This is a genomic window from Planctomycetia bacterium (assembly GCA_015075745.1).
Lineage (GTDB): Bacteria > Planctomycetota > Phycisphaerae > UBA1845 > UTPLA1 > UTPLA1.
The window spans coordinates 1,120,707-1,140,240 of the sequence record JABTTW010000001.1 but is presented as its reverse complement, the minus strand read 5'-3'; the positions used below and the strand labels follow the sequence as shown (position 1 = coordinate 1,140,240).

Genomic DNA, 19,534 nt, shown 5'->3' with positions numbered 1-19,534 from the left:
CCTTCACCGCCGAAACTCAGCCCACCGCCATATTTTCATCCAAGATGGTCATCAATGCGATCATGGAGTCCTTGAGCCTAAACACGCCGATCAGTGGGAGCAAAGCCTGGGATTCCCCGACCTCGACGGGGATCGTGATCGCAGCACGGGTGATATCTGGGTGTATATGGATGTGGAGGACGATCCCGGCATGACGGATGAAGTCGTCGCGGCCGTCGGCCTCGATTTATCGATTCAGGCGGCGAGCACCTTTGCGCGGAGTCGCATCGGGGATATCTCGTTCGAACTCATCAATGATGGGAGCGTCATTAACTCTCAAGAGCCGCCGGAACAATATCCATGGCATGCGTACTCTTCTGGTGTACTGGTCCCCGGCGACCCGCCATCGTGGGCGAAGATCAAGGCCATCCGGATTCCCTTTGGCGTTGAGGGTATTGTCCCGCGCGATCCGGCGACGAATCCGCCTTACCGGCTCGGCCGATTGAGAGTCACGGCGGGCACGCGAAACTGCACAACGGATCTTCAGCACGTAGCCCATTCCACTTTCAACGTGTACCTCACGCCGAATAACTTGTTCGTCGGCCGGATGGATCAGGGGCTTGCCGCGACCATCGAGCACATCGCCTTCGGTTATGACGCCTCGGGGCTGCCGGAGACGCCGCGCGTCGACGGGGACGACGTGGGGACCTTTTCCTCGCTGCCGGACGCTGTGATTGAGGTTCGGCTGAAAGGCGATTTCACCGGGGATGGCCGCGTGACCGGTGCGGACAGCGGTGGCTTTTCGAGCGCCTTGTACGGCGACACGGATAATGTTCTGCAAGCCTACTGCGGCGATTTTTCGGGCGACAATCAGGTGACCGTCGCGGACGTGGACGCGTACTTCAAGGCGATGATTCAATCGGCGAGCTGCCCCTAGGCAATTCAGACCATGTGGCGTGGGGTTTACATCCGCCATGAGAAATCGAGCCTATCGGACGCAAGGTATGCAAGTTGCAAGCGGTATAATCCTGTTGGGGAAGTCTTGCCAACGGGCGGCAAGCGAACCGGGGAGGATATACGCATGTTGAATCGAGCTTGTGTTGTATCGTTTGTGGCCGCGGCTGTCCTAGCCGGTCAAATGGCACTCGCTGGACCAGTGCTGGACATCGACCCGGACCTGATGGGCCTCCCGCGCGAGGGGATTGTCGTGAGTCAGCCGCCAGACTTGGGCGGAGGGCAGGCGTCCGACTCGTCGTTCATTAACGGCGTAGGTGATCCCTTCTGGCAATTTCTTGCAGACAATATCCAACTCAGTCAATTCGCAACAATCAGACATGTCACTTGGTGGGGTTTCTACGGCGGCGACTTCGACGAAGCTCCCGACGCCCACGATCCGCCTGCCGGTGACGAGGCGATGCGTATCCGGCTCTACTCCGCTCGGCCGGGCGATGGACTGCCGGACAGTTCCGACATCCTATTTGAGGAGTCGTTTCTGAATCCCTCGCGGACGGCCACGGGGCGCACCCTTCTTCTTCCCGGTATTCCAGCTGAGTATCGGTTTGAAGTCGATCTCAGTTTTCCGCTCAGCCTGGATTCAAGTGTGCTTTACTGGCTGGAAATCTCGCAAGTCGGGGACCTCGATAGCCACTTTCGCTGGCAACGTGGATTAGGAACACTAATCGGTCGAGCCTCTAGTAATCCCATTACTCCGAATTGGCAAACCATTTCTGGCAGTATGGCCTTTGAACTGTCTGCGATTCCGGAACCCGGAACAGCGGGTCTTCTTTTGATATGTGTTCCGATTGCGGTCCGTTTGTTGGGGCATGGGGGGAGGAGGGTACCTCCACGATAGACATTCCAGCCTGCTGATACTTTTCGCATCACATATGTGGCCTGCGCAAGCGACATAACGTGGCGTAGGCGCCAAGTCAAAACGTTCGACTTTTGCAAGGGAGGAAAACCATGTCAACTCTTTGCGCAGATTCCGCGCGCTCCAGAATTCCAGGGTCGTTGTTCCCTTCCGTTCTCCTGATCACGCTCATCATTCCCGTGACCTCAAACACCAATGCTCAGTGCCCCGACCCTGTCCCTGCGACACCGATCGAAGCCCAGGTTGATATTCTGTCCGACGGCGTATGCGTGGCCATGCGCGAGAGCGGAGAATTCGTGGTTGCGTACGCTCGCGCGCGACCGCAATACCGCGAAATCCGCGTTCAGCGGTTCTGCAAGTCCGGGGAGATACTTGGCTCGCTCGGGGTACTCAGCGAACCCGGACACCATGAATGGCCGTCCATCGCGTCCAGTCGAACCGGGCATTATTCCGTCGCATGGATCGGTGTTGACGGGGCGATTTTCGGCGAGGTAAAGCTGTTTCTGACCGAGAACCAGTTTGATTTTGACGATTTCGAATCGATCATACCTGTGGAGAGCCCGCCGTCGTCAGCCAGTGGAGGCGGGGATAAATTTCCCTCGGCAGGGGCGTCGGATGCTTTGATCGACCAGGCCACCGCGGCATGGGCGAATAACGATGAGAATCCCGGGCTTCATTTCGGCATCGACGGCGCTCAGACTGCCACACTCAGAAACTGCGACGCGACGACCTGCGGGGCGAGGGTCAACCAGTGGCGGCCCTGCGTATCGACGCGATCGGAGGACGGATTATTTGCAATCGCATTCGCATATGATGAATTTCCTACAGTTGAAGACTCAGAACTGAATATCGCCATCCAAATATACAATCAAACCGGAATTCTCCTCGAGGAATTGGCAGGTCCTGACATCAATGACCCCGATCAATGGGTCAACAATCCATCGCTGGAAGACTCCAATCCAGAATTTGACAGTTCTCAAGTCTCTCCCGCCGTTTCTTTCGTCGGCGATGACATCGTGGTGGCATGGGCTGGTCCCCGACTCGTCGCCTGCACCAGCGATCCCAACTTCCACATTTACGTCCGGCGCTTCAAGTTCGACACGAATGCCAATCCCGGCGAACGTCTCCGCGACCCGATTCCTGCAATGGGCGAAGGTCGGCCCGGCATGTTCGTGGTGGATGCAGACAGTGATGCCCAAATCAACAATCCTATCAGCGCGAGTCCGGCCGTGGCTCTCACGCTCGCGACCGACACGAATGGAGGGCGATTCGTTGTTGTTTGGAATACCGAGAACACCGTCGAGTCACGATCAGAAATTCACGCCCAATATTTCGACAACCAAGGTTCGCCGCGCGGGAGAGAACTGCGCGTCAATCAGGGAACAAGTGGAAATGGAAGGTTTCTACAGTTGAGCCATCGGCACACAATCGCTTACGGAAGCGAAGATCAACTCGTTGCTACATGGTCGCAAGTAAACGCTTCAAGCACTGATACCGTCAACTACACCCTCCTTCCCGCGAACTATGCGCTCACGTCAGTCCCCGCCTGCGGCGTCTGCGTGACGGACCCGGAACTCTGCGACCCATGCCTTAAGGGCGATGTCAACGATGACTGCCTGGTCAACCTTTACGATATCGCCCCGTTCGTCGACGCCCTGCTGTTCGGCGACTTCACCTGCTCGGACATCCTCGAACAGTGCCGGTACGATGCAAACAACGACGGGGCGTTCAACGGGCTGGATATCCAGTGCTTCGTCAACTCGCTCGTGGACCTGCCCTGCACAAGCTACACGCTGCAAAGCCCAGACTGCAATACCAACGGCATCCCCGACGATGAGGACATCGCCGCGCAGACCAGCAGCGACGTGAATACCAATGGCGTGCCCGACGAGTGCGAGCCGGATTGCAACGAAAACGACGTGCCCGACGACTGGGACATCGTCCAGGCGACGAGCTACGACTGCGACACCGACGGCATCCCCGACGAGTGTGGCGAGGACTGCAACGAGAACGGCATTGCCGACGTGTGTGACCTGGACCCGGCAGACCCGGATGGAAACTCGTTGGTCAGCCCGGATTGCAATACGAACGGCTACCCCGACGAGTGCGAGCCGGACTGCAATACTAATGGTGTGCCGGACGACTGCGACATGGACCCGACAGACCCGGACGGCGACGAATGGGTCAGCCCGGATTGCAATACGAACGGCTACCCCGACGAGTGTGATATGTCATTGCCGCCGCCGTTTGGCAGCAGCGACTGCAACACCAACGGGGTTCCGGATGAGTGTGACATCGCGGCCTGCGAAAACGATCCGGCATGTGATGACTGTAATAGCAATGGCATCCCAGACGGTTGCGACATCGCGGCGCAGATCGGCGACGACGCCAATAACAACGGCATCCCCGATGAATGCGAGGGCGAGAGCCTGATGGGCGGCGGCAGCGGCGAGTCGATGGCGGCTTCCAGCGAGAGCGGTGAATCCGAGTGGTCTGAAGAGGCCGCCTGGGAGGCGTTCTACGATTGGGCCATTCAGCAATGCTGGGGCCCGGATTGCCCGGACAGCGGTGAGGTTCAGTTTCAACGCATGGTCGACAAGATGCGTGAGTTTGGATTGCCCGCGATGGCGCCCCAGTGATCTTAACGATGACGCTGAATTAAACTGGTCGGTGCGGGTTAACTCGACCCGCACCGGCCACCATTCTTAGGCAACCAATCGCCAGTTCCCAGACAGTTTGTCGCGTGGTGCGACCCATCACCTTTCCCTTGTTCGCGTAATCGGAAGGGCCTCAATTTCCACCCCCGGTTGGCCGCCAATTGCCATTGCTTGGCCTCCGTAGAATGGCGTTTGGACGAGACTTTGACCGTTTGACGACTCGCGAGCTTTCAGCGAGCATGCCCAACTCCCAGTTGACGACTTCCGTAGGTCGGACGGGGGAGGTATTCCCTCCAAGGCAGAAAGCGGCGGTGATTTTGTTAACGGCTCGCGCCGCGCACGTCGCCAGGACGGATCGTCCTAACTCGCGCAACTCCCAAGTGTCATGAGGCGCCCAAAACCAGCCACTCGGAGGCGCCCCCAAAACCGGCCATTTTGAGAGTGTGAAGATTCGACCTACATCCCCGTCGGCAGGGGTTCTGCCGTCGGAGGATATGCATGGCCAATCAGCTCAAGATGGCAATGGTTCACTCGATTCAAACACTGTTGGAACGTGGCCGGTCGCAACGTCGACTCAACTGGACGAGCCGTGGGACATGAGAAATCACGGACTTTAGAAAACCAGCTTTCCATCAGCCGGGTTCACCAGCGGCTATGGTTACATAGAAACGTGAATTGCTCCACCCTTTTTTCGCCGCGCTCCGCCGGCAAATAGCGCCCTATATTCCGAGAACCGAATCGACAAAATCATTGATGTCAAGTCCGTTGATGCAACCATCGCCGTTGGCATCTGCCCAGCAGATTGAGCATCGGGATGAAACTCCCAGCAAGGCGCCGACAAATGAGGGAATGTCTGACGTATCGACGGCTGCGTCACAGTTGGTGTCTTCTGCGGCGAACGCACAAGGTACATTGGGCTGGAAAACCAGCCAGGCAGGTGTGCTCAGGCCGTTACCCGAGGCAAACACATTCATGAATGCGCCGGTGGTCCCGTTGTATCGAAGGATCTGATGGGTCAGCGAGCTTACGACGTAAAGGTTGCCATCCGGACCGAAGGCAAGGTCATTGGCTTGATTGAGTCCTCCGCTACCGGCGGGAACGAAGGTATCGATCGGGGCGCCGGTGATTCCGTCGTATCGGACGACATTGTCGGAGACTTCGCCGGCCACATAGAGGTTGCCGTCCGGCCCAAAGACCAATCCTTTAGGGTTATTTATTCCACCGCTTCCAGTCGTCACAAAGTCTCCAAGATAGGCTCCGGTCAATCCGTGGTACTTTAAGACTCTGTCGTTGGTGAGGCTGGCGACATACATGTGGCCATCCGGTCCGAATGCGATACCCCTGGGGCTGCTGAGTCCTCCAAGACCTGCCGTTACAAACTCGCCCTGATATTCACCTGTGTGTGCGTCGTACCTCAACACCTTGTTTGTTGACGTGCTTGAAACGTAGAGTCGGCAATCCCCGCCAAAGATGATGCCGCCGGGATTGTTTAGTCCGCCGGCGCCGGTAGCCACAAAGGTGCTTAAGAAGGCGCCCGTGGTGCTGTCATAGCGTTTGATGCTGTTGTTGGCCTGGCTACCTACGTAGAGGGCGCCGTCGGGACCGAATGCCAAATCTCCAGGAGAGGCAAGTGAGCCGCTTCCCGAAGGGACAAATGTATCAACAAATGCACCGGTCAGCTCACGATACCGAAGCACACGGTTATTTGCATTGCTTGTGATCAGAAGCCGGGCGCTGCAAACATCCTCAGTCGACACGACCAGCTCAAACGGAGCACTCATTTCCGAGAGCGCTCGAACATCGCTTACTATGACGCGATAGTGCGTTGTTTCAGTCGGGGAGACCGGCTGCGTTAACGCCGTCCCGAGGTTTGTCCAATTTCCGGGTGTCGCTTCCTGCTGCCATTGGTAAGTGAAAGGGGGCAGGCCACCCATCGGCTGTGCCGTGAGCATGGCGGACTCGCCCTCGCAAATCGCGGGATAGTTCGATGAGATCACTGCCATCGGAGGGCCCGGCAACATGAAGGGCGAGAGATTGTCAAATGCGACGCCGACGTTTGGCGACGATCCAGTATACTTGATGAGAATGGACGAAATCTGCTGGCCGGGCAGATTGAAGAGCCATGAAACCGTCTTTCCATTTCCGGGGCCGACCGGGCTTCCCGATGTGCAGTCGCCCGGGTTGGCCCCAAGCAAGGCAGAGATCACGAGTGTATCCAGTGTCATGCCCATTGCATCACGAGCAGTGATGGTCCATTGCTCGCATTGGTTCGGCTGCGTGGTACAGTCTAGATCAAGAAGGACGCCTGAAGCCGCTTCAACAGGGCTCGTGTAGGAAATCAACAAGTCGGAGTCCGCTCCGATGATTTCCCCGTCGTCCGTTAGGAATGAGGAACCCACATCTTGCCCGGGGGCAGGATTGTCGCTGCCATCCCCGCAGCCATAGAATGCGGTTCGCGGCGCTCCGACCTTCGCGATTCTTGGCGAACCGTTTGGCAGTCCAGTCGTCCGATCGAGTAGCGTAAATGTTACGCCGAAGTCGGCCTCGTATTCATTCGAGATAACTTGGTTATCCGTTGTGGGCGCACCGCCGGGCAAGAATTCAAAGTCGATAACCTGGGAGTGCACCACGGCGGCCATGGATTGCCAAAGAAGAACGACAAGGATGGGGTGTCGAACCTTCAAGAACGCGTAAGAACTCTTCATTGCCGTTCCTCCAATTCCTTAGATTTGGTCGGTGACCAATTGTGATTTACCCAAGTTTCATGGCCGTCTCTTTTTGGCGAGCGGGATTTGCTTTGATGAGTCCGGCGAGCAGAATCAAGACATGCACTCGAGTGACTCCCGCCTTTAGCAGTGCAGGTCGCGCCTTCACTATGGGAATATGGCCGGTTTGAATCGGGTGTCCGCAGCGAATAATCTCAAATGGTCGGCCGGCCTTTGGCTGGGCCTACCCGAACGGGAAGGTGCATGCGGCTCATGATTGGGATGTTTGCTCAAACTGACGGCCGGAAAGGAGCTGGTTCGATCGATGACGGCCCCGAGCGGGACAAATGCCTAAAGCTGCGAGCGAGACGGCTTGACTGACGAAGTCCCAATTTCACTTGCGCGGAGTTTTTCCTGCCACTCGGCGGCGGATGCCGGCTTGCCCCAAGCCTTGTAAAGCTCGACAAGGGCGAGCAGGGGGGCATCCGACTTCTTGTCTGCGCGCTCAATTCGCTGTGAAAGCTCCCAGCCCCTGACCAGCAGCGGTTCGGCTTTTTCGTATTGCTCGTTCGCAATCAGGCAGAGGCCGAGCTCCACATGCGCTTCAGAGAGTCGCCATATATCCGCGCGCTGCGTGTCCCTCTCGAGAATTGCCATCGCGTTTCTCAACAGCAGTTCCGCCTCATCGATCTTGCCGAGTCGTCGAAGGCATTTGCCCAAGCCCAGTAGCGGTACACCTGTCACCGGCCTGTCACCGTACTCTCTGCGGAAGACCCTGGACACATCGCGGTACAGCGACTCGGCAGCTAAGAATTCACCCCGAGCGAAAAGCGCGGCAGCCAAGTTGTTCTTCGTATTGGCCGTCGCACGGTGATCTTCACCGTAAACCGTCCGCTGAATCGCCAGGGCCTCCTGGTATAACGAAATCGCTTCGTCATGATTATTCATGGAGGAACACAAGCCGGCCAGATTGTTGACAACTGAACACAAGTTTGGATGTGCTTCAGGATATACCTTCCGCGAGATGGCCAGCGCTTTCCGAAAGTCTGCATCTGCCTCATCTACTCGGCCTAGTCGGCGCAGGATTCCCGCACGATTTGTGAGACCGGCCGCGACCGCGGGGGATTCATTCCCGAGTAATGAGGCGCGAATCCGTATCGCATCCCCCTGTAGGCTCAGTGCCTTGTCAAGATCGGCCTTGTCCAAATGGAGAATCGAAAGGAACTCGAGGGATTCCGCAACGTCGACGTGCTGCTCTCCCAGATGCCGGCGTCGAATCGTGAGCGCCTCTTCGACCGATTGCATGGAGCGGTCGGGATCTGCAAAACGGAGTGCAATCCCATATCCATAAAGCGTTCGAGCAACATCCAGATGGTCATCACCCAAGAGGGGTCTTTGGATGCTCAGCGCCTCTTCAAACGGCGTCGTCCCTACCCTGGCCCGATTGATGCCAAGCATGCCCAATTCGTATAACGCTGATGCAACTGCGGGATGACGATCTCCATGAACGGAGCGAAGGATGGAGAGCGCCTTGTTGACGTGCGTCCACGCCTGCTCCATCGCACCAACCTGGTTGTAGGTGCGCCCGATCAGCAGGTGCACATCGGCCGCGGCGGCGGGCTGGTTTTCGAAGGATTGGTCCACCTTCGCGGCGGCGAGATCCAGTAGCTGGCGTACGCTCAGGTCACGTCCAAGGTCTACCGACGGGTCAGGTGCGATTAATGCATTTGTCATAAACTGCGTGACGGCTTCCGCGCGACTCTGCTCCTGGCGGGCAAGCACCGCCGATTGATCGGCCCTGGCGTAAAGAGTCCACGCGACGACCGTGGATGCGACCAGCAGAATCAGAAACGCCGCGGCCACGGTGAATCCGAGTCGGTGTCGGCGCACCTGTTTGGCGAGCACATACCACGTACTGTCTCGCTTCGCCTCGATTGGCTCTCCGGCCAGAAAATGACGAATGTCCTGTGCTAATTCGCCGGCACTCTGATATCGGCGAGCAGGCTCCTTTTCGAGGGCCTTGAGCACGATGATCTCGAGGTCGCCGCGCAGCGAGCGATTGATCGTGCTCGGCCGCCGGGGAACATCCTGGCAAATTCGATGGACAGCGTGAGGGAGCGGGATGGAGCGGACGTCGTACGGCAATTGATCGGTGATCAGCTCATACAAAATGATACCTAGCGAGTAGATGTCGCTCCGAAGGTCGATTTCCTCGCTTCGACCTCTCGCCTGTTCCGGGCTCATGTACGCCAATGTGCCCTGTATCTTCCCAACGGCTGTGGTCAGCGTACTGAACGACACGTCCGATTCGGTGATGCGCGCGAGTCCAAAGTCGAGGACTTTGGGAATAGCTTTGGGCGCCTCGGCCTCGTTGGAACGAGTTGTTGTCGCCGCCGGCAGGAGGGCGAGATTCTCCTGCATCAAGACGTTGCTGGGCTTCAAGTCGCGATGGATGATGCCGCGCTGGTGTGCATAGGCGATCGCGTCGCAGAGTTGGCCGAAAATGGCAAGACGCTCGGCCTGCGGCAGTTGTCGCTTCTTGACATAGGCGGTGAGGGAATCGCCGGAGACAAGTTCCATCGCGAAGTAGTGCTGACCATCCGGCGTGCAGCCGGACTCGTAAAGCGCTGCGATGTTCGGATGGTTGAGCATCGCGAGGGCCTGCACCTCTCGGCGAAAGAGTCGGACCGTTTGCTCATCGACGTGGTCACCCGTCCGGACGAGTTTGAGTGCGACGTGTCGTCGCGGGCTCTCCTGTTCGGCGTGATACACGGTACCCATGCCGCCGAAGCCCAGTACGCGCCTGAGCCGATAGGGCCCGATCGTTTTTTCAATCCACGAATTATCGTGCTCTATGTTTGGTGGTAACCGTTCGGCAGGTGACTCGATGGCCACTTCGAGAAAAGACTTGGCCTGCGCATTCGCCTTGACGAGCGAATTCACCTCGGCGAGGAGCGTCTCGTCCGTGCCGCACGAATGGGCGATGAACGACTCACGCTGCGAATCAGGCTGATCCTGCGCGGTCTTGAAAATTTCCTTCACGCGTCGCCATGTTTCCGGCCCCACAGTGCGACCCTCCTTTTCAGTTCTTTAGCTCCCGCCATAGCCAGGCCTTGGCCATGGTCCAGTCCTGCTCGACCGTGCGCTTGGAGACTTTGAGTGTTGCTGCCGTTTCTTCGACGGTCAATCCGGCGAAGAATCGTAGGCAGACGATTTCGGCTTGTCGTGCATCCAGACCGGCGAGCCTGGTGATTGCCCCGTCCAGCGCGACGAGATCGAGCTCTTCAGGGACTTCCGCGGCCAAGTCATCGGCGAGCCGGACACGCTCGAAATCTCCACCCCGCTTCTGAGCTGCGCGATCGCGCGCGTGGTGGATGAGGATATGTCGCATCACAACCGCGGCCGTGCGATAGAAGTGCTCGCGGCTTTCATAATTGCGGCCATCGCCATTCATGAGCCGGACGTAGGCCTCATGCACCAGGGCCGTCGGCTGGAGAGTGTGGTCCCGCCGCTCCTTGCGAAAAAAGCTGTCGGCCAGTCTGCGCAGGTCCGCGTAAACGACCGGGAGCAGATCCGCCACGGCGCAGCGGTCTTTGCTGTCTAGGTCGTTCAGTATGCGTGTGATATCCGCGGGGAGTTCGCAGCTCATCGGCGATCCTCGTTCACGAATTTTTTCTGCGGACTTTGATCTCAAATTGGCCAGAGGTAGATAAGAACGAGTCGGGGCCCGGAAGCAAGCCCTGGCGCTGACCATGAATTATACCAAGGGCCGGAGAGTAAAGGAATCAATCTGGACGCCATTGAGGCATCGCAGGAGCTAGACCATGAAGCACCCCATCAGACTAGCCGTTGTTTTCGCCGCTATTGCCGTCTCCAACGTTGCCGAGGGACAGGTACTGATGGGTACGGCGTTTACCTATCAGGGCCGGCTTTCCGAGGCGGGTGCGCCGGTCAATTCAGATGTTGATCTGGAGTTCACGCTCTGGAATGACCCCGTAGGCAGCCTTCCGGCGAATCAAATCGCCCCGCCGGTTGCCGTCTTCGACCAAGCCGTCTCAGAGGGGCTGTTTACCGCCGTCCTCGACTTCGGCCCGGCGGCGTTCAATGGAGACGGGCGCTGGTTGGAAATTCGCGTCGGACCGGCCGGCGGCATCCTGACGACGCTTTCCCCACGGCAGGAGCTGACCCCGGCGCCCTACGCGCTGTCTCTTCCCGGGCTATACACCCAGCAGACTCCCAGCAGCCCGAATCTGATCGGCGGCCGTGCGGACAACTCCGTCACTTCCGGCGTCGCGGGTGCGACGATCGGCGGCGGCGGTTCCGCCGGCGTCGACAACAATCGCGTCACTGACGACTTCGGGACGATCGGCGGCGGAGATCGGAATCAGGCAGGCAACAACTCGGGCCCGACGACTGATCGTCCGTATGCAACGGTCGGCGGCGGCCAAAACAACTCGGCCTCGGGGAACCGCTCCACCGTCGGCGGTGGCGAGTCCAACTCGGCCTCCGGCCAGCGGACGTTTGTCGGCGGTGGTCTCTCCAATCAGTCGACAGGGACTTATGCCTCCATCAGCGGCGGCCGGTCCAACCTGGCCAGTGGCTCGTATACGACAGTCGCAGGCGGAGGCCCAAGCGACACCGGCAACGTCAACAACACGCGCAACCGTGTGACCGACGACTATGGCGCGATCGGCGGCGGCGGAAACAATCAGGCCGGCGACAACGCGGGCACCAGCGCGGACCATGCGTTCGCGACGGTCAGCGGCGGTGAGGCAAACATTGCCAGCGGGGCACATAGCGCCGTGCCGGGTGGTCAACTTAATACCGCGATTGGTGATCGCTCGTTCGCGGGAGGCGGCGCCAACAACACGTCGAAGGGCGCCTTTTCCACGACGGTCGGCGGTGCCGGCAATTTCGCGGGCGGCGACTACAGCTTTGCGGCCGGTCGCCGTGCCCGAGTCCGCGACGAGAACCAATTCATGGGCCACGATGATGGAACATTCATATGGGCAGACTCAACCGATGCGGATTTCATCAGTACCGGGCTCAATCAGTTTCTGGTTCGAGCGACCGGTGGCGTTGGCATCGGAAAGAACAATCCACAGGCTGGAAGCGTAGACGCGGCGGGTCCGATTTTTTCAGACGTTGGTATTGTTGCGCGCAATAGCGCGAACACATCTGCCGCATGCGAACTTAGCTTTCTCAATAACGTAGCGCGACTGCGACTCGGCGGCGCGGGACCGGGCGCCGCGAACGGGATCGATTTCCAGGCCGCCGGCGACGTGAGCCTGATGCGGCTGCTCGGCAATGGCAACGTTGGCATCGGAACGACCGCCCCTCAAAGGAAGCTGCACATCACGGGTAATGGCAATTCAATGGCGATTGAAGGCACTAATCATTGTTTCATTGAATGGTATCCACAAGGATTCGCGGCGGGTCGAAGCGGCTGGATGGGTTACGGATCGAGCACTGATGGCAATTTCACGATCAGGAATCACATTGCCGACGCCAATATTGTGATGTATCCCTCGGGAATGGGCTCGGTTCGCGTGACGAGCGGCAGCCCGACCTCACTTTCCGTAGGCACTCCAGCAGACCCATTCGCTGCAACGATGGGTCGAGAGCCCACATTGGGTGGCTACCTCATTTTGTCCAGTACCGGCGGTGCATCAACTATTCAGATGTTTGGCCAGACAGGTCTAGTCCGTACAAAGGTCATCGAGATCACGGGCGCCGATGTTGCGGAGAAATTTCCAGTTAGCGAAGAGGTCGAACCCGGCATGGTCGTCGAAATCGATCCGGATAACGCCGGCAATCTACGCATGGCTCGCGGTGCCTACAACCGCCGGGTGGCAGGAATTGTCAGTGGTGCCGGCGGCATAGCCGCAGGCGCCATCCTAGGCAACCTTCCCGGAAGCGAGAACGCACCGCCGATCGCACTCTCCGGCCGTGTGTGGGTCCACTGCGACGCCTCCGGGGCTGCGATCGAACCGGGTGACCTACTGACCACTTCCGACACGCCGGGCCACGCCAGAAAGGTCTTGGATTACCCGCGGGCCCAGGGCGCGATCATTGGCAAGGCGATGAGCAAGCTCGCCAAAAGCGAGAAAGGAATGGTTTTGGTTTTTGTTAACCTTCAATGAGTCATTGCTTTCTCAGGGAGCCTCCAAATGAAGAGCACAATGGTTGTTCTTACGATCCTAGTCGTAGCCCTCGCCGAGCGCGCAACGCTTGCGAAAGACGGCGATATGAACGCTCGATCGGTCTTGGTGGGGGATAAGGAGGCGGGTCGCGCGCCACCGAGCCTGTTCATCCCCGTCGCGGCGCCGCGAGGTGAAATTCCTCTCCGACACTCAATGAATGCCGTCCCGGCAATACCCGACGTTGGAGTACTCCAGGTCTCGGTACCCGGCGACCGGATCCTGCTCAACGTATCACCTGAACTGACGGTCAAAATGTTGGTAACAAGAGTCGAAAGGCATGGTGAAGAGAGCGTCTCCGTTTTCGGGAAACTAGTAGGCTTTGTGGGCTCCTCGGTGATCCTTGTCGTGCAGGGCGATGCGGTTGCCAGCGAGATCACGGCTCCGCAGGCAATGCTGCACTACAAGACCAAGTACGCATCTAACGGCATCCACTTCGTTTGCAAGATGGACGATGACAAATATCGGCCGTGTGGAGGAGGGAGGACTCCTGCTACTGGCGTGGTGCATGAAGAGGATTGGGTGCCCGAGGCTGGCGAAAGGGAGGGGATCGACGTTCGGACCGCCGGCTTCGCTTCGCGCGGTACGTGCGCAAATGTCGGAATCGTCTTCGACAACATGATTGTGTATACGAATGTGGCCCGCGCTGCTGCTGGCGGGACATCCGCAATCCAGGCCGAGTGTCAGCTCGCCATAGATCGCACAAACGAGTCGTACGAGAACAGCGCAATTAATGCTCGCATTCGCTTGGTGCGGCGTTACGAAATCAATTACGACGAAAAAGGAACTTACAACGATCACCTGGATAGGATAAGCGGTACCAACAGCATGGGTGGGTCAACTCCCTGGACCACTGTTCGTAGTGACCGCGACACATTTAACGCGGACTTTTGCACCCTTTGGGTCGACGATGAGGAATACTGCGGTCTTGCCTGGTGCATCGCTACATCAAGTGCACGTGGATACCAAGTAGTGACGTGGGAGTGTGCTGCTGGCAATCTATCCCATCCTCATGAGATTGGACATAACCAGGGCTGCAATCACGACCATGATAACTCAGGTTCTGAATGCTCCGCGTACGACTATTCACACGGCCACAGATTCTACGGCTCCGATACTTTGCAATACCGTACAGTGATGGCATATTCGCCAGGCGTCCGCATACCACACTTTTCTAATCCAGCCGTCAGTTACCTTGGGACTGCGACGGGAGTTCCTGGGGCGGGTTCCGACGCTGCTCGCAATGCGGAGACAATCGAGAATCGAAAGGCTATGTGTGAAGGATTCGAAGTTACACGCTGGGATATCTGGGTCGATTTCTCGCATGGCGGGGCCGAGGTTGGCACCTTTGCGCTTCCCTACAACACGATTGCCGAAGGAATCAATAACATCGATAACTGGGTGGCCGGTGCGAGCGAGTTTCCTAACTTGTACATCAAAGAGGGTTCCACCAACTGGACGGGCACATTCAACAAAGTGATGAGCATCAGCTCATGTGGCGGTAGTGTCACCATCGGACATCGGACAATGACACTTGATCCCATTGGAGAACGAAAATGAACCGCAGCGCATTGATGGCTGCCCTCGGCGTATTCACGTTGACCACTTGCACGGCCGTACTAGCACAATTAGGCGGCTATGACCTGACATGGAACTCCATCGACGGCGGCGGGCAGATGTTTAGCACCGGCGGCACTTACTCTCTCGGCGGGACCATCGGCCAGCCCGACGCACAAGCCGGACCGGTTATGGGGGGCGGTGCCTATGAGCTCGCCGGGGGCTTCTGGACGGCTCCAATCGCGTGCGCCTGTCGCGGCGATATGAACGGCGACGGACTGAAAGACGGACGTGACGTTCAGCAATTCGTTGGTTGCATCATCAATCCCGGCAATTGCACCTGTGCCGACACGGACTTGATGAGCGGCGTCAATCTAGACGACGTGGACGTATTCGTCGAGATGCTGCTAACCGGAGCGACGTGCCCATGATCTCGCTTCGTACTCTTGCCTGATCAGATCCACCTCCGGTGCGCTGATCGGCTCCGCCGGCGGAGCCATCGGCGCGCCGACATCTATCTCATCGAGGAGCCGGACCTGCTGCTTTCGCGGTTACGTTTGCCATCTCGAGACTCGTACGCTCGGCACGCACGTCGAGGATCGCCTTTATGCGCGATCATTCCGCCGGCCGGCAAGATACGACTCAGTTCACCAGGTTCTGGACGAATAACCCCAGGTCCGTGAAATCCACCGTCGCGTCCTTTTGGATGTCGGCCTCACAAAACGCCGAGGTGGCGGGACCATTCGGGCTATTGAGCAGGACGTTCACGAATCCGCTGATGTCCAGGCCGTTGACGTTGCCGTCGCTGTTGACGTCGCCTGTGCCGGCCATCTCACAGTTGGGAATCATGGTCTCCGTCAATTCCATGAGGTAGCCGAAATGGGGCGGCTGAACGTCGCCGAGGGGATTGCCGTGGCCGTCCTCGGTCCAGCCCTTGGCATCAACGAGGGCGCGCCAGGCGCGGCGGTAAAGCAGCCGGGCTCGAACGCGGATGTCGCCGGTGCCGGGCGGCAGCGTGAAGGTGTAGGAAGTCGGGTCCACTTCGAGGGCCGCGAGCCGATTGTCGATGACGATTCCGGTTGCATCGGTGAAGAAGGTCGGGCTGTTCATCAGCGCGTCGTGGTTGACCTTGGCATAAAGCTTTCCTGGCCGGCCGCCGTAGTAGCCCAGCGCCGGGTCGCCGACGCCTCCGAGCGCGTCAACGGTTTGGGCTCCGGTGAAAGGAAGGAGATCGGCAATGGGGTCCTGTCCATCGGGCCAGGCTTCTACCAGGAGAATCATGTTGCGCGTCGTGACGCCGGTGGGGACGTGGTGACCGGTGAGGTTGTTGTCGAGCGTCACATCGACTTGCAGCGTATTACCGGCGACACTCGTCGCCAACGACATGGTGACTGCGTTTTCAAGGAAGTCCTGCGTCGTACCGCGGATATCATGCGAGCGGATGAGGCTGGTATCGCGAACGAGCGGCGGACTCTGAATGGCGCAGAACTGCGTCTCGCCGGAGGGCGGCATGTGGCAGGTTACGCAATTCGCATAGTAGGCGGACTGCGGATCGGCATAGGGCGACTCATCCCATTCAATGTAGGTCGGTTCCGAGATCGGGCCGGTGTAGGAGTGATTTTCCTCCGGATCGCTGCGATCCTGATGGCAGGTGCCGCAGACCTCGGCCATGAGCTGAGGCTGGTATGACGCTCGCATCATGAAGGGCATGTTGATGGTCGTGTCGCCGAGCAAACCGTACTGCACCTGATGGGGAGAGGCGCCCTGCGGCCGTGTGAAGACCACGGCGCCCGGGAAGATGCCCGGGAAGTTTATTTTCGCCACGTCCACGTCGGCGACCTTGTGGCACACGTCGCACGATATGCCATGCGCGGCGGCGATCGACGGATAGCCGGCATCCTGCGGGCCTTCCATGCGGCTAAACGGCGTGGGAATCCAGGATTCGGGCTGATGACAGGCGGCGCACTCGGAATTCGGATTCGTCGGCGCAAAGACGGAATCACGCGTGTAAACGAATCCGCCCATGCCGCCGGGGGTCGCCATGCCGTTGTAAATGTCATGCACCCATGTATTCACGCCCGCATTGGCCATTGGAGAATTTGTCCATTCGCTCACCTGATTGGGATGGCAGGTGCCGCAGGTTTCCGGCGACATGAACTGGTACGCGGGGTCGTTACCTTGTGCGACGGCTGTCAACGTAATAACGACACCCGCTGCGGGCGACGTCACCGTAACACCGGCATTGAAATAGCCCTTGGCTGCGCCGACGATGACACGGCCGGGCCCGGCGGGCACGTCCAGGGCGAACGTACCGTCCCCCGCGGTAAAGGTGTGCGTGAGCGAGGCCTGGAGCGTAACCTTCGCTCCGGCCACCGGCGCGAGATCGCCGGCTCGCCGAACGAGACCGGTGACAGGGTCCGCCGAAGCTCCGATCGGCGCGGCGAGGATAACGGCCAGGACACTTCCGGTAAGCCAAGAGGAGCGGTACACAATCATGGGAACACCCCGCGTTCGATCTTCTAAAGGCTATTTCTTGATTGACAGATCATCAATATAAGCCGTCCGAAGGACCAGAGTCAAGACCAGCTCGGGGGGATAAATTGGGCCGATGCGAAACGGTCGGGGAATTGCTCCGCACCCGGCATTCTTCCGCGAACGTCGCATCCCCAGGCGTTCGATATTCTCGCCCCCATGCAATGAGATCATGCGAACGAAAGACGCGGCGCTTACCTTTTAATGGCGATCGGCCTGAACGAGCTCGCTCACGACCGGCGCGAGATTCGGATCCATTGAGACCGCGGCCTGAAATTGGCGGATCGCCGCCTGCTCGTCGCCACGGGTCAGGTGAATGCGACCCAGATTGAAATGCGGTAATGCAAAATCCGGCCTGAGCCGGATGGCCAGTTCGAGATGATGGACGGCCGCCGCAAAATCGCCATGCGAGGCGAGGAGCAGGCCAAGATTGTTTTGCGCATCGGGGTCCGTCGGCGCAAGCCGCGTCGTTCGCCGGTACTCGGCAATGGCTCTGTCGGAAAGGCCGGCGGCGCTGAGGACAACGGCGAGATTGTACGAATCCGGCGCGTTTTCCGGTCGAAGGGCCGACGCCGCCTCCAGATGGCGCAGGGCGTCCTCGAATTCTCGCGAATCGGCAAGGCTGCGGCCCAACCCGGCATGTAGATCGGCGAGCTTGGTCGCCTGCTCCGGGCGATCGAGGATTCCCCATGATCTTGCAAATTCAAAGTGTTGAATCGCGTCTTGAACCTCGGCGGAGTTTGTGAAAGCACCGCTCCGTGCGAAATCATGTTGAGCGGATGCGAAGAGCCGATCGGCCTGGAACTCGTGATATCGGATCAAGGCGCTGTGGGCCGTGAAGCCGGCCATGGCGAGTGCAGACGTTGCGAAAGCCCAACCCGACTTCGTGAGACGGCCCCGCTGCTTCAGATGGAAGTTATTGAGCCGAACGAACGGGCGCGAAGTGAGTCGGCATGCGAGAATCGTGAAATAGGCGAGGATCCCGCCCACCGCCAGGGTCAACAGGAACGGCACGATGCCATAGAGGCCGCGGAAGATGAGCAACGAGGCCAGGAATACGAGGGCGATCAGAATCTCCTCCGGCCATGAGAAATCGTACGCGAGGCGCGGCACGGCCCCCTTTACCGGGAGTGAAAGGATCGACGGTTTCGCCATGCCGTATCCGACGCGGCCTTCCGGACAGGCGGCGATGCAATCGAGGTCCTTGAGACACGCAGGATCAATGACTCGCCCATAGGCGACCAGCTCCTTGTGCACCAGAACATGGGACTGGCAAGCGGCCGTGCATTTTCCGCACCGCGAGCAATCGCCCCGGGCCACGATCCGTCCCGGGGCCAGTCGATCCGCGATTCCGAACAGGGCGCCGTATGGACAGGCGTAGGTGCAGAAGCCGCGCGATCCGAGCATGTACACCATGACAAAGCCGCAAACGAAAAATGTCAGCAGGGCGACACCCGGACCGGGGAGATTGCGCCAGAAGTTGTCGGTCACGAAGGACGCCCAGCCCTGAGCGTCGCTCCGGACGTGCATGATGGGCATGGGCTGACCGGCGAGAAGCCTGGCGATCTGCGGCCAGACGAACATGTAAAGCATCGCCGAGAGCGGAACCCAGCGCAGCATGCGCGAGCGGATCGGCATGGGCCTGATGCGCAACTTGCCCAGGAGCCAGCCGGCCAGATCTTCCAGCGCGAGGATGTGGCAGCCCCAGGAACAGAAGAAACGTCCGAAGATCAGGGTCGCCAGCATCGCCACCGCCATGAAGACGAAGCCGGCAGTGACGATGCCGAGCTCCAGCGTGTACATCACTTCATTGAGTTCGAGGGGAGCCAGCGTCCGGCCGGCGAGTTTCCAGTGGACGACGTGAATGACCATCAGTACGTAAACAGATGCAAGGGTCAGCGCCCGCCATCGGCTGTAGTCGCGTTTCGGCGCCGTCCGTGCTTGCGACGAGGCGCGCGGGTGACGATGTTGACCGGCTTTTTTATTTCGAGGTCGCATGGTCCCCGCCCGTTGCTGTCGGCAATTCTTAATGAT

The 19,534-nt window shown here is 58.9% G+C and carries 11 protein-coding genes; 6 read left to right on the top strand and 5 right to left on the bottom strand.

Annotated elements, in window-relative coordinates; all coding sequences use genetic code 11:
• Positions 1 to 190: 190 nt before the first annotated feature.
• The 3 genes from HS101_04525 (at position 191) to HS101_04515 (ending at position 4,488) form a co-directional block, all read left to right on the top strand.
• Positions 191 to 916, top strand: coding sequence for a hypothetical protein (locus tag HS101_04525; GenBank protein ID MBE7505535.1), 726 nt, complete (start codon positions 191 to 193; stop codon positions 914 to 916).
• A gap of 144 nt (positions 917 to 1,060) precedes the next feature.
• The gene (locus HS101_04520) at positions 1,061 to 1,831 is read left to right on the top strand and encodes a hypothetical protein (protein ID MBE7505534.1); all 771 of its coding nucleotides are present in this window, start codon (positions 1,061 to 1,063) and stop codon (positions 1,829 to 1,831) included.
• Between the two features lie 110 nt (positions 1,832 to 1,941).
• On the top strand, positions 1,942 to 4,488 hold the full coding sequence (locus HS101_04515) for a hypothetical protein (GenBank protein MBE7505533.1): 2,547 nt from the start codon (positions 1,942 to 1,944) through the stop codon (positions 4,486 to 4,488).
• 737 nt (positions 4,489 to 5,225) lie between these two features.
• On the opposite strand, the gene HS101_04510 is transcribed toward HS101_04515, so the two are convergent.
• From HS101_04510 to HS101_04500, 3 genes are all read right to left on the bottom strand, one after another.
• A complete protein-coding gene (locus HS101_04510; protein MBE7505532.1) occupies positions 5,226 to 7,211 on the bottom strand; it encodes a hypothetical protein in 1,986 nt (661 codons plus the stop codon).
• A 351-nt stretch (positions 7,212 to 7,562) separates the two neighbouring features.
• Complete coding sequence (locus tag HS101_04505; GenBank protein MBE7505531.1) at positions 7,563 to 10,253, bottom strand: serine/threonine protein kinase; 2,691 nt, start codon at positions 10,251 to 10,253, stop codon at positions 7,563 to 7,565.
• 40 nt (positions 10,254 to 10,293) lie between these two features.
• On the bottom strand, positions 10,294 to 10,860 hold the full coding sequence (locus HS101_04500; GenBank protein MBE7505530.1) for a sigma-70 family RNA polymerase sigma factor: 567 nt from the start codon (positions 10,858 to 10,860) through the stop codon (positions 10,294 to 10,296).
• Between the two features lie 175 nt (positions 10,861 to 11,035).
• Between HS101_04500 and HS101_04495 the strand changes: the two genes are divergently transcribed.
• The 3 genes from HS101_04495 to HS101_04485 are packed head-to-tail and all read left to right on the top strand — an operon-like array spanning position 11,036 to position 15,399.
• The gene (locus tag HS101_04495; GenBank protein ID MBE7505529.1) at positions 11,036 to 13,354 is read left to right on the top strand and encodes a hypothetical protein; all 2,319 of its coding nucleotides are present in this window, start codon (positions 11,036 to 11,038) and stop codon (positions 13,352 to 13,354) included.
• A 27-nt stretch (positions 13,355 to 13,381) separates the two neighbouring features.
• On the top strand, positions 13,382 to 14,971 hold the full coding sequence (locus HS101_04490) for a hypothetical protein (protein ID MBE7505528.1): 1,590 nt from the start codon (positions 13,382 to 13,384) through the stop codon (positions 14,969 to 14,971).
• A complete protein-coding gene (locus tag HS101_04485) occupies positions 14,968 to 15,399 on the top strand; it encodes a hypothetical protein (GenBank protein ID MBE7505527.1) in 432 nt (143 codons plus the stop codon). Before HS101_04490 ends, HS101_04485 begins: the two co-directional genes overlap by 4 nt.
• A 211-nt stretch (positions 15,400 to 15,610) precedes the next feature.
• Here HS101_04485 and HS101_04480 read toward each other — a convergent pair whose 3' ends face one another.
• Together HS101_04480 and HS101_04475 are read right to left on the bottom strand one after the other, a co-directional pair.
• Positions 15,611 to 17,464 carry a hypothetical protein gene (locus HS101_04480; GenBank protein ID MBE7505526.1) on the bottom strand — a complete coding sequence of 618 codons (1,854 nt, stop codon included), beginning with the start codon at positions 17,462 to 17,464 and terminating at the stop codon, positions 15,611 to 15,613.
• A gap of 237 nt (positions 17,465 to 17,701) precedes the next feature.
• The gene (locus HS101_04475; GenBank protein ID MBE7505525.1) at positions 17,702 to 19,498 is read right to left on the bottom strand and encodes a tetratricopeptide repeat protein; all 1,797 of its coding nucleotides are present in this window, start codon (positions 19,496 to 19,498) and stop codon (positions 17,702 to 17,704) included.
• Between the last annotated feature and the right edge of the window lie 36 nt (positions 19,499 to 19,534).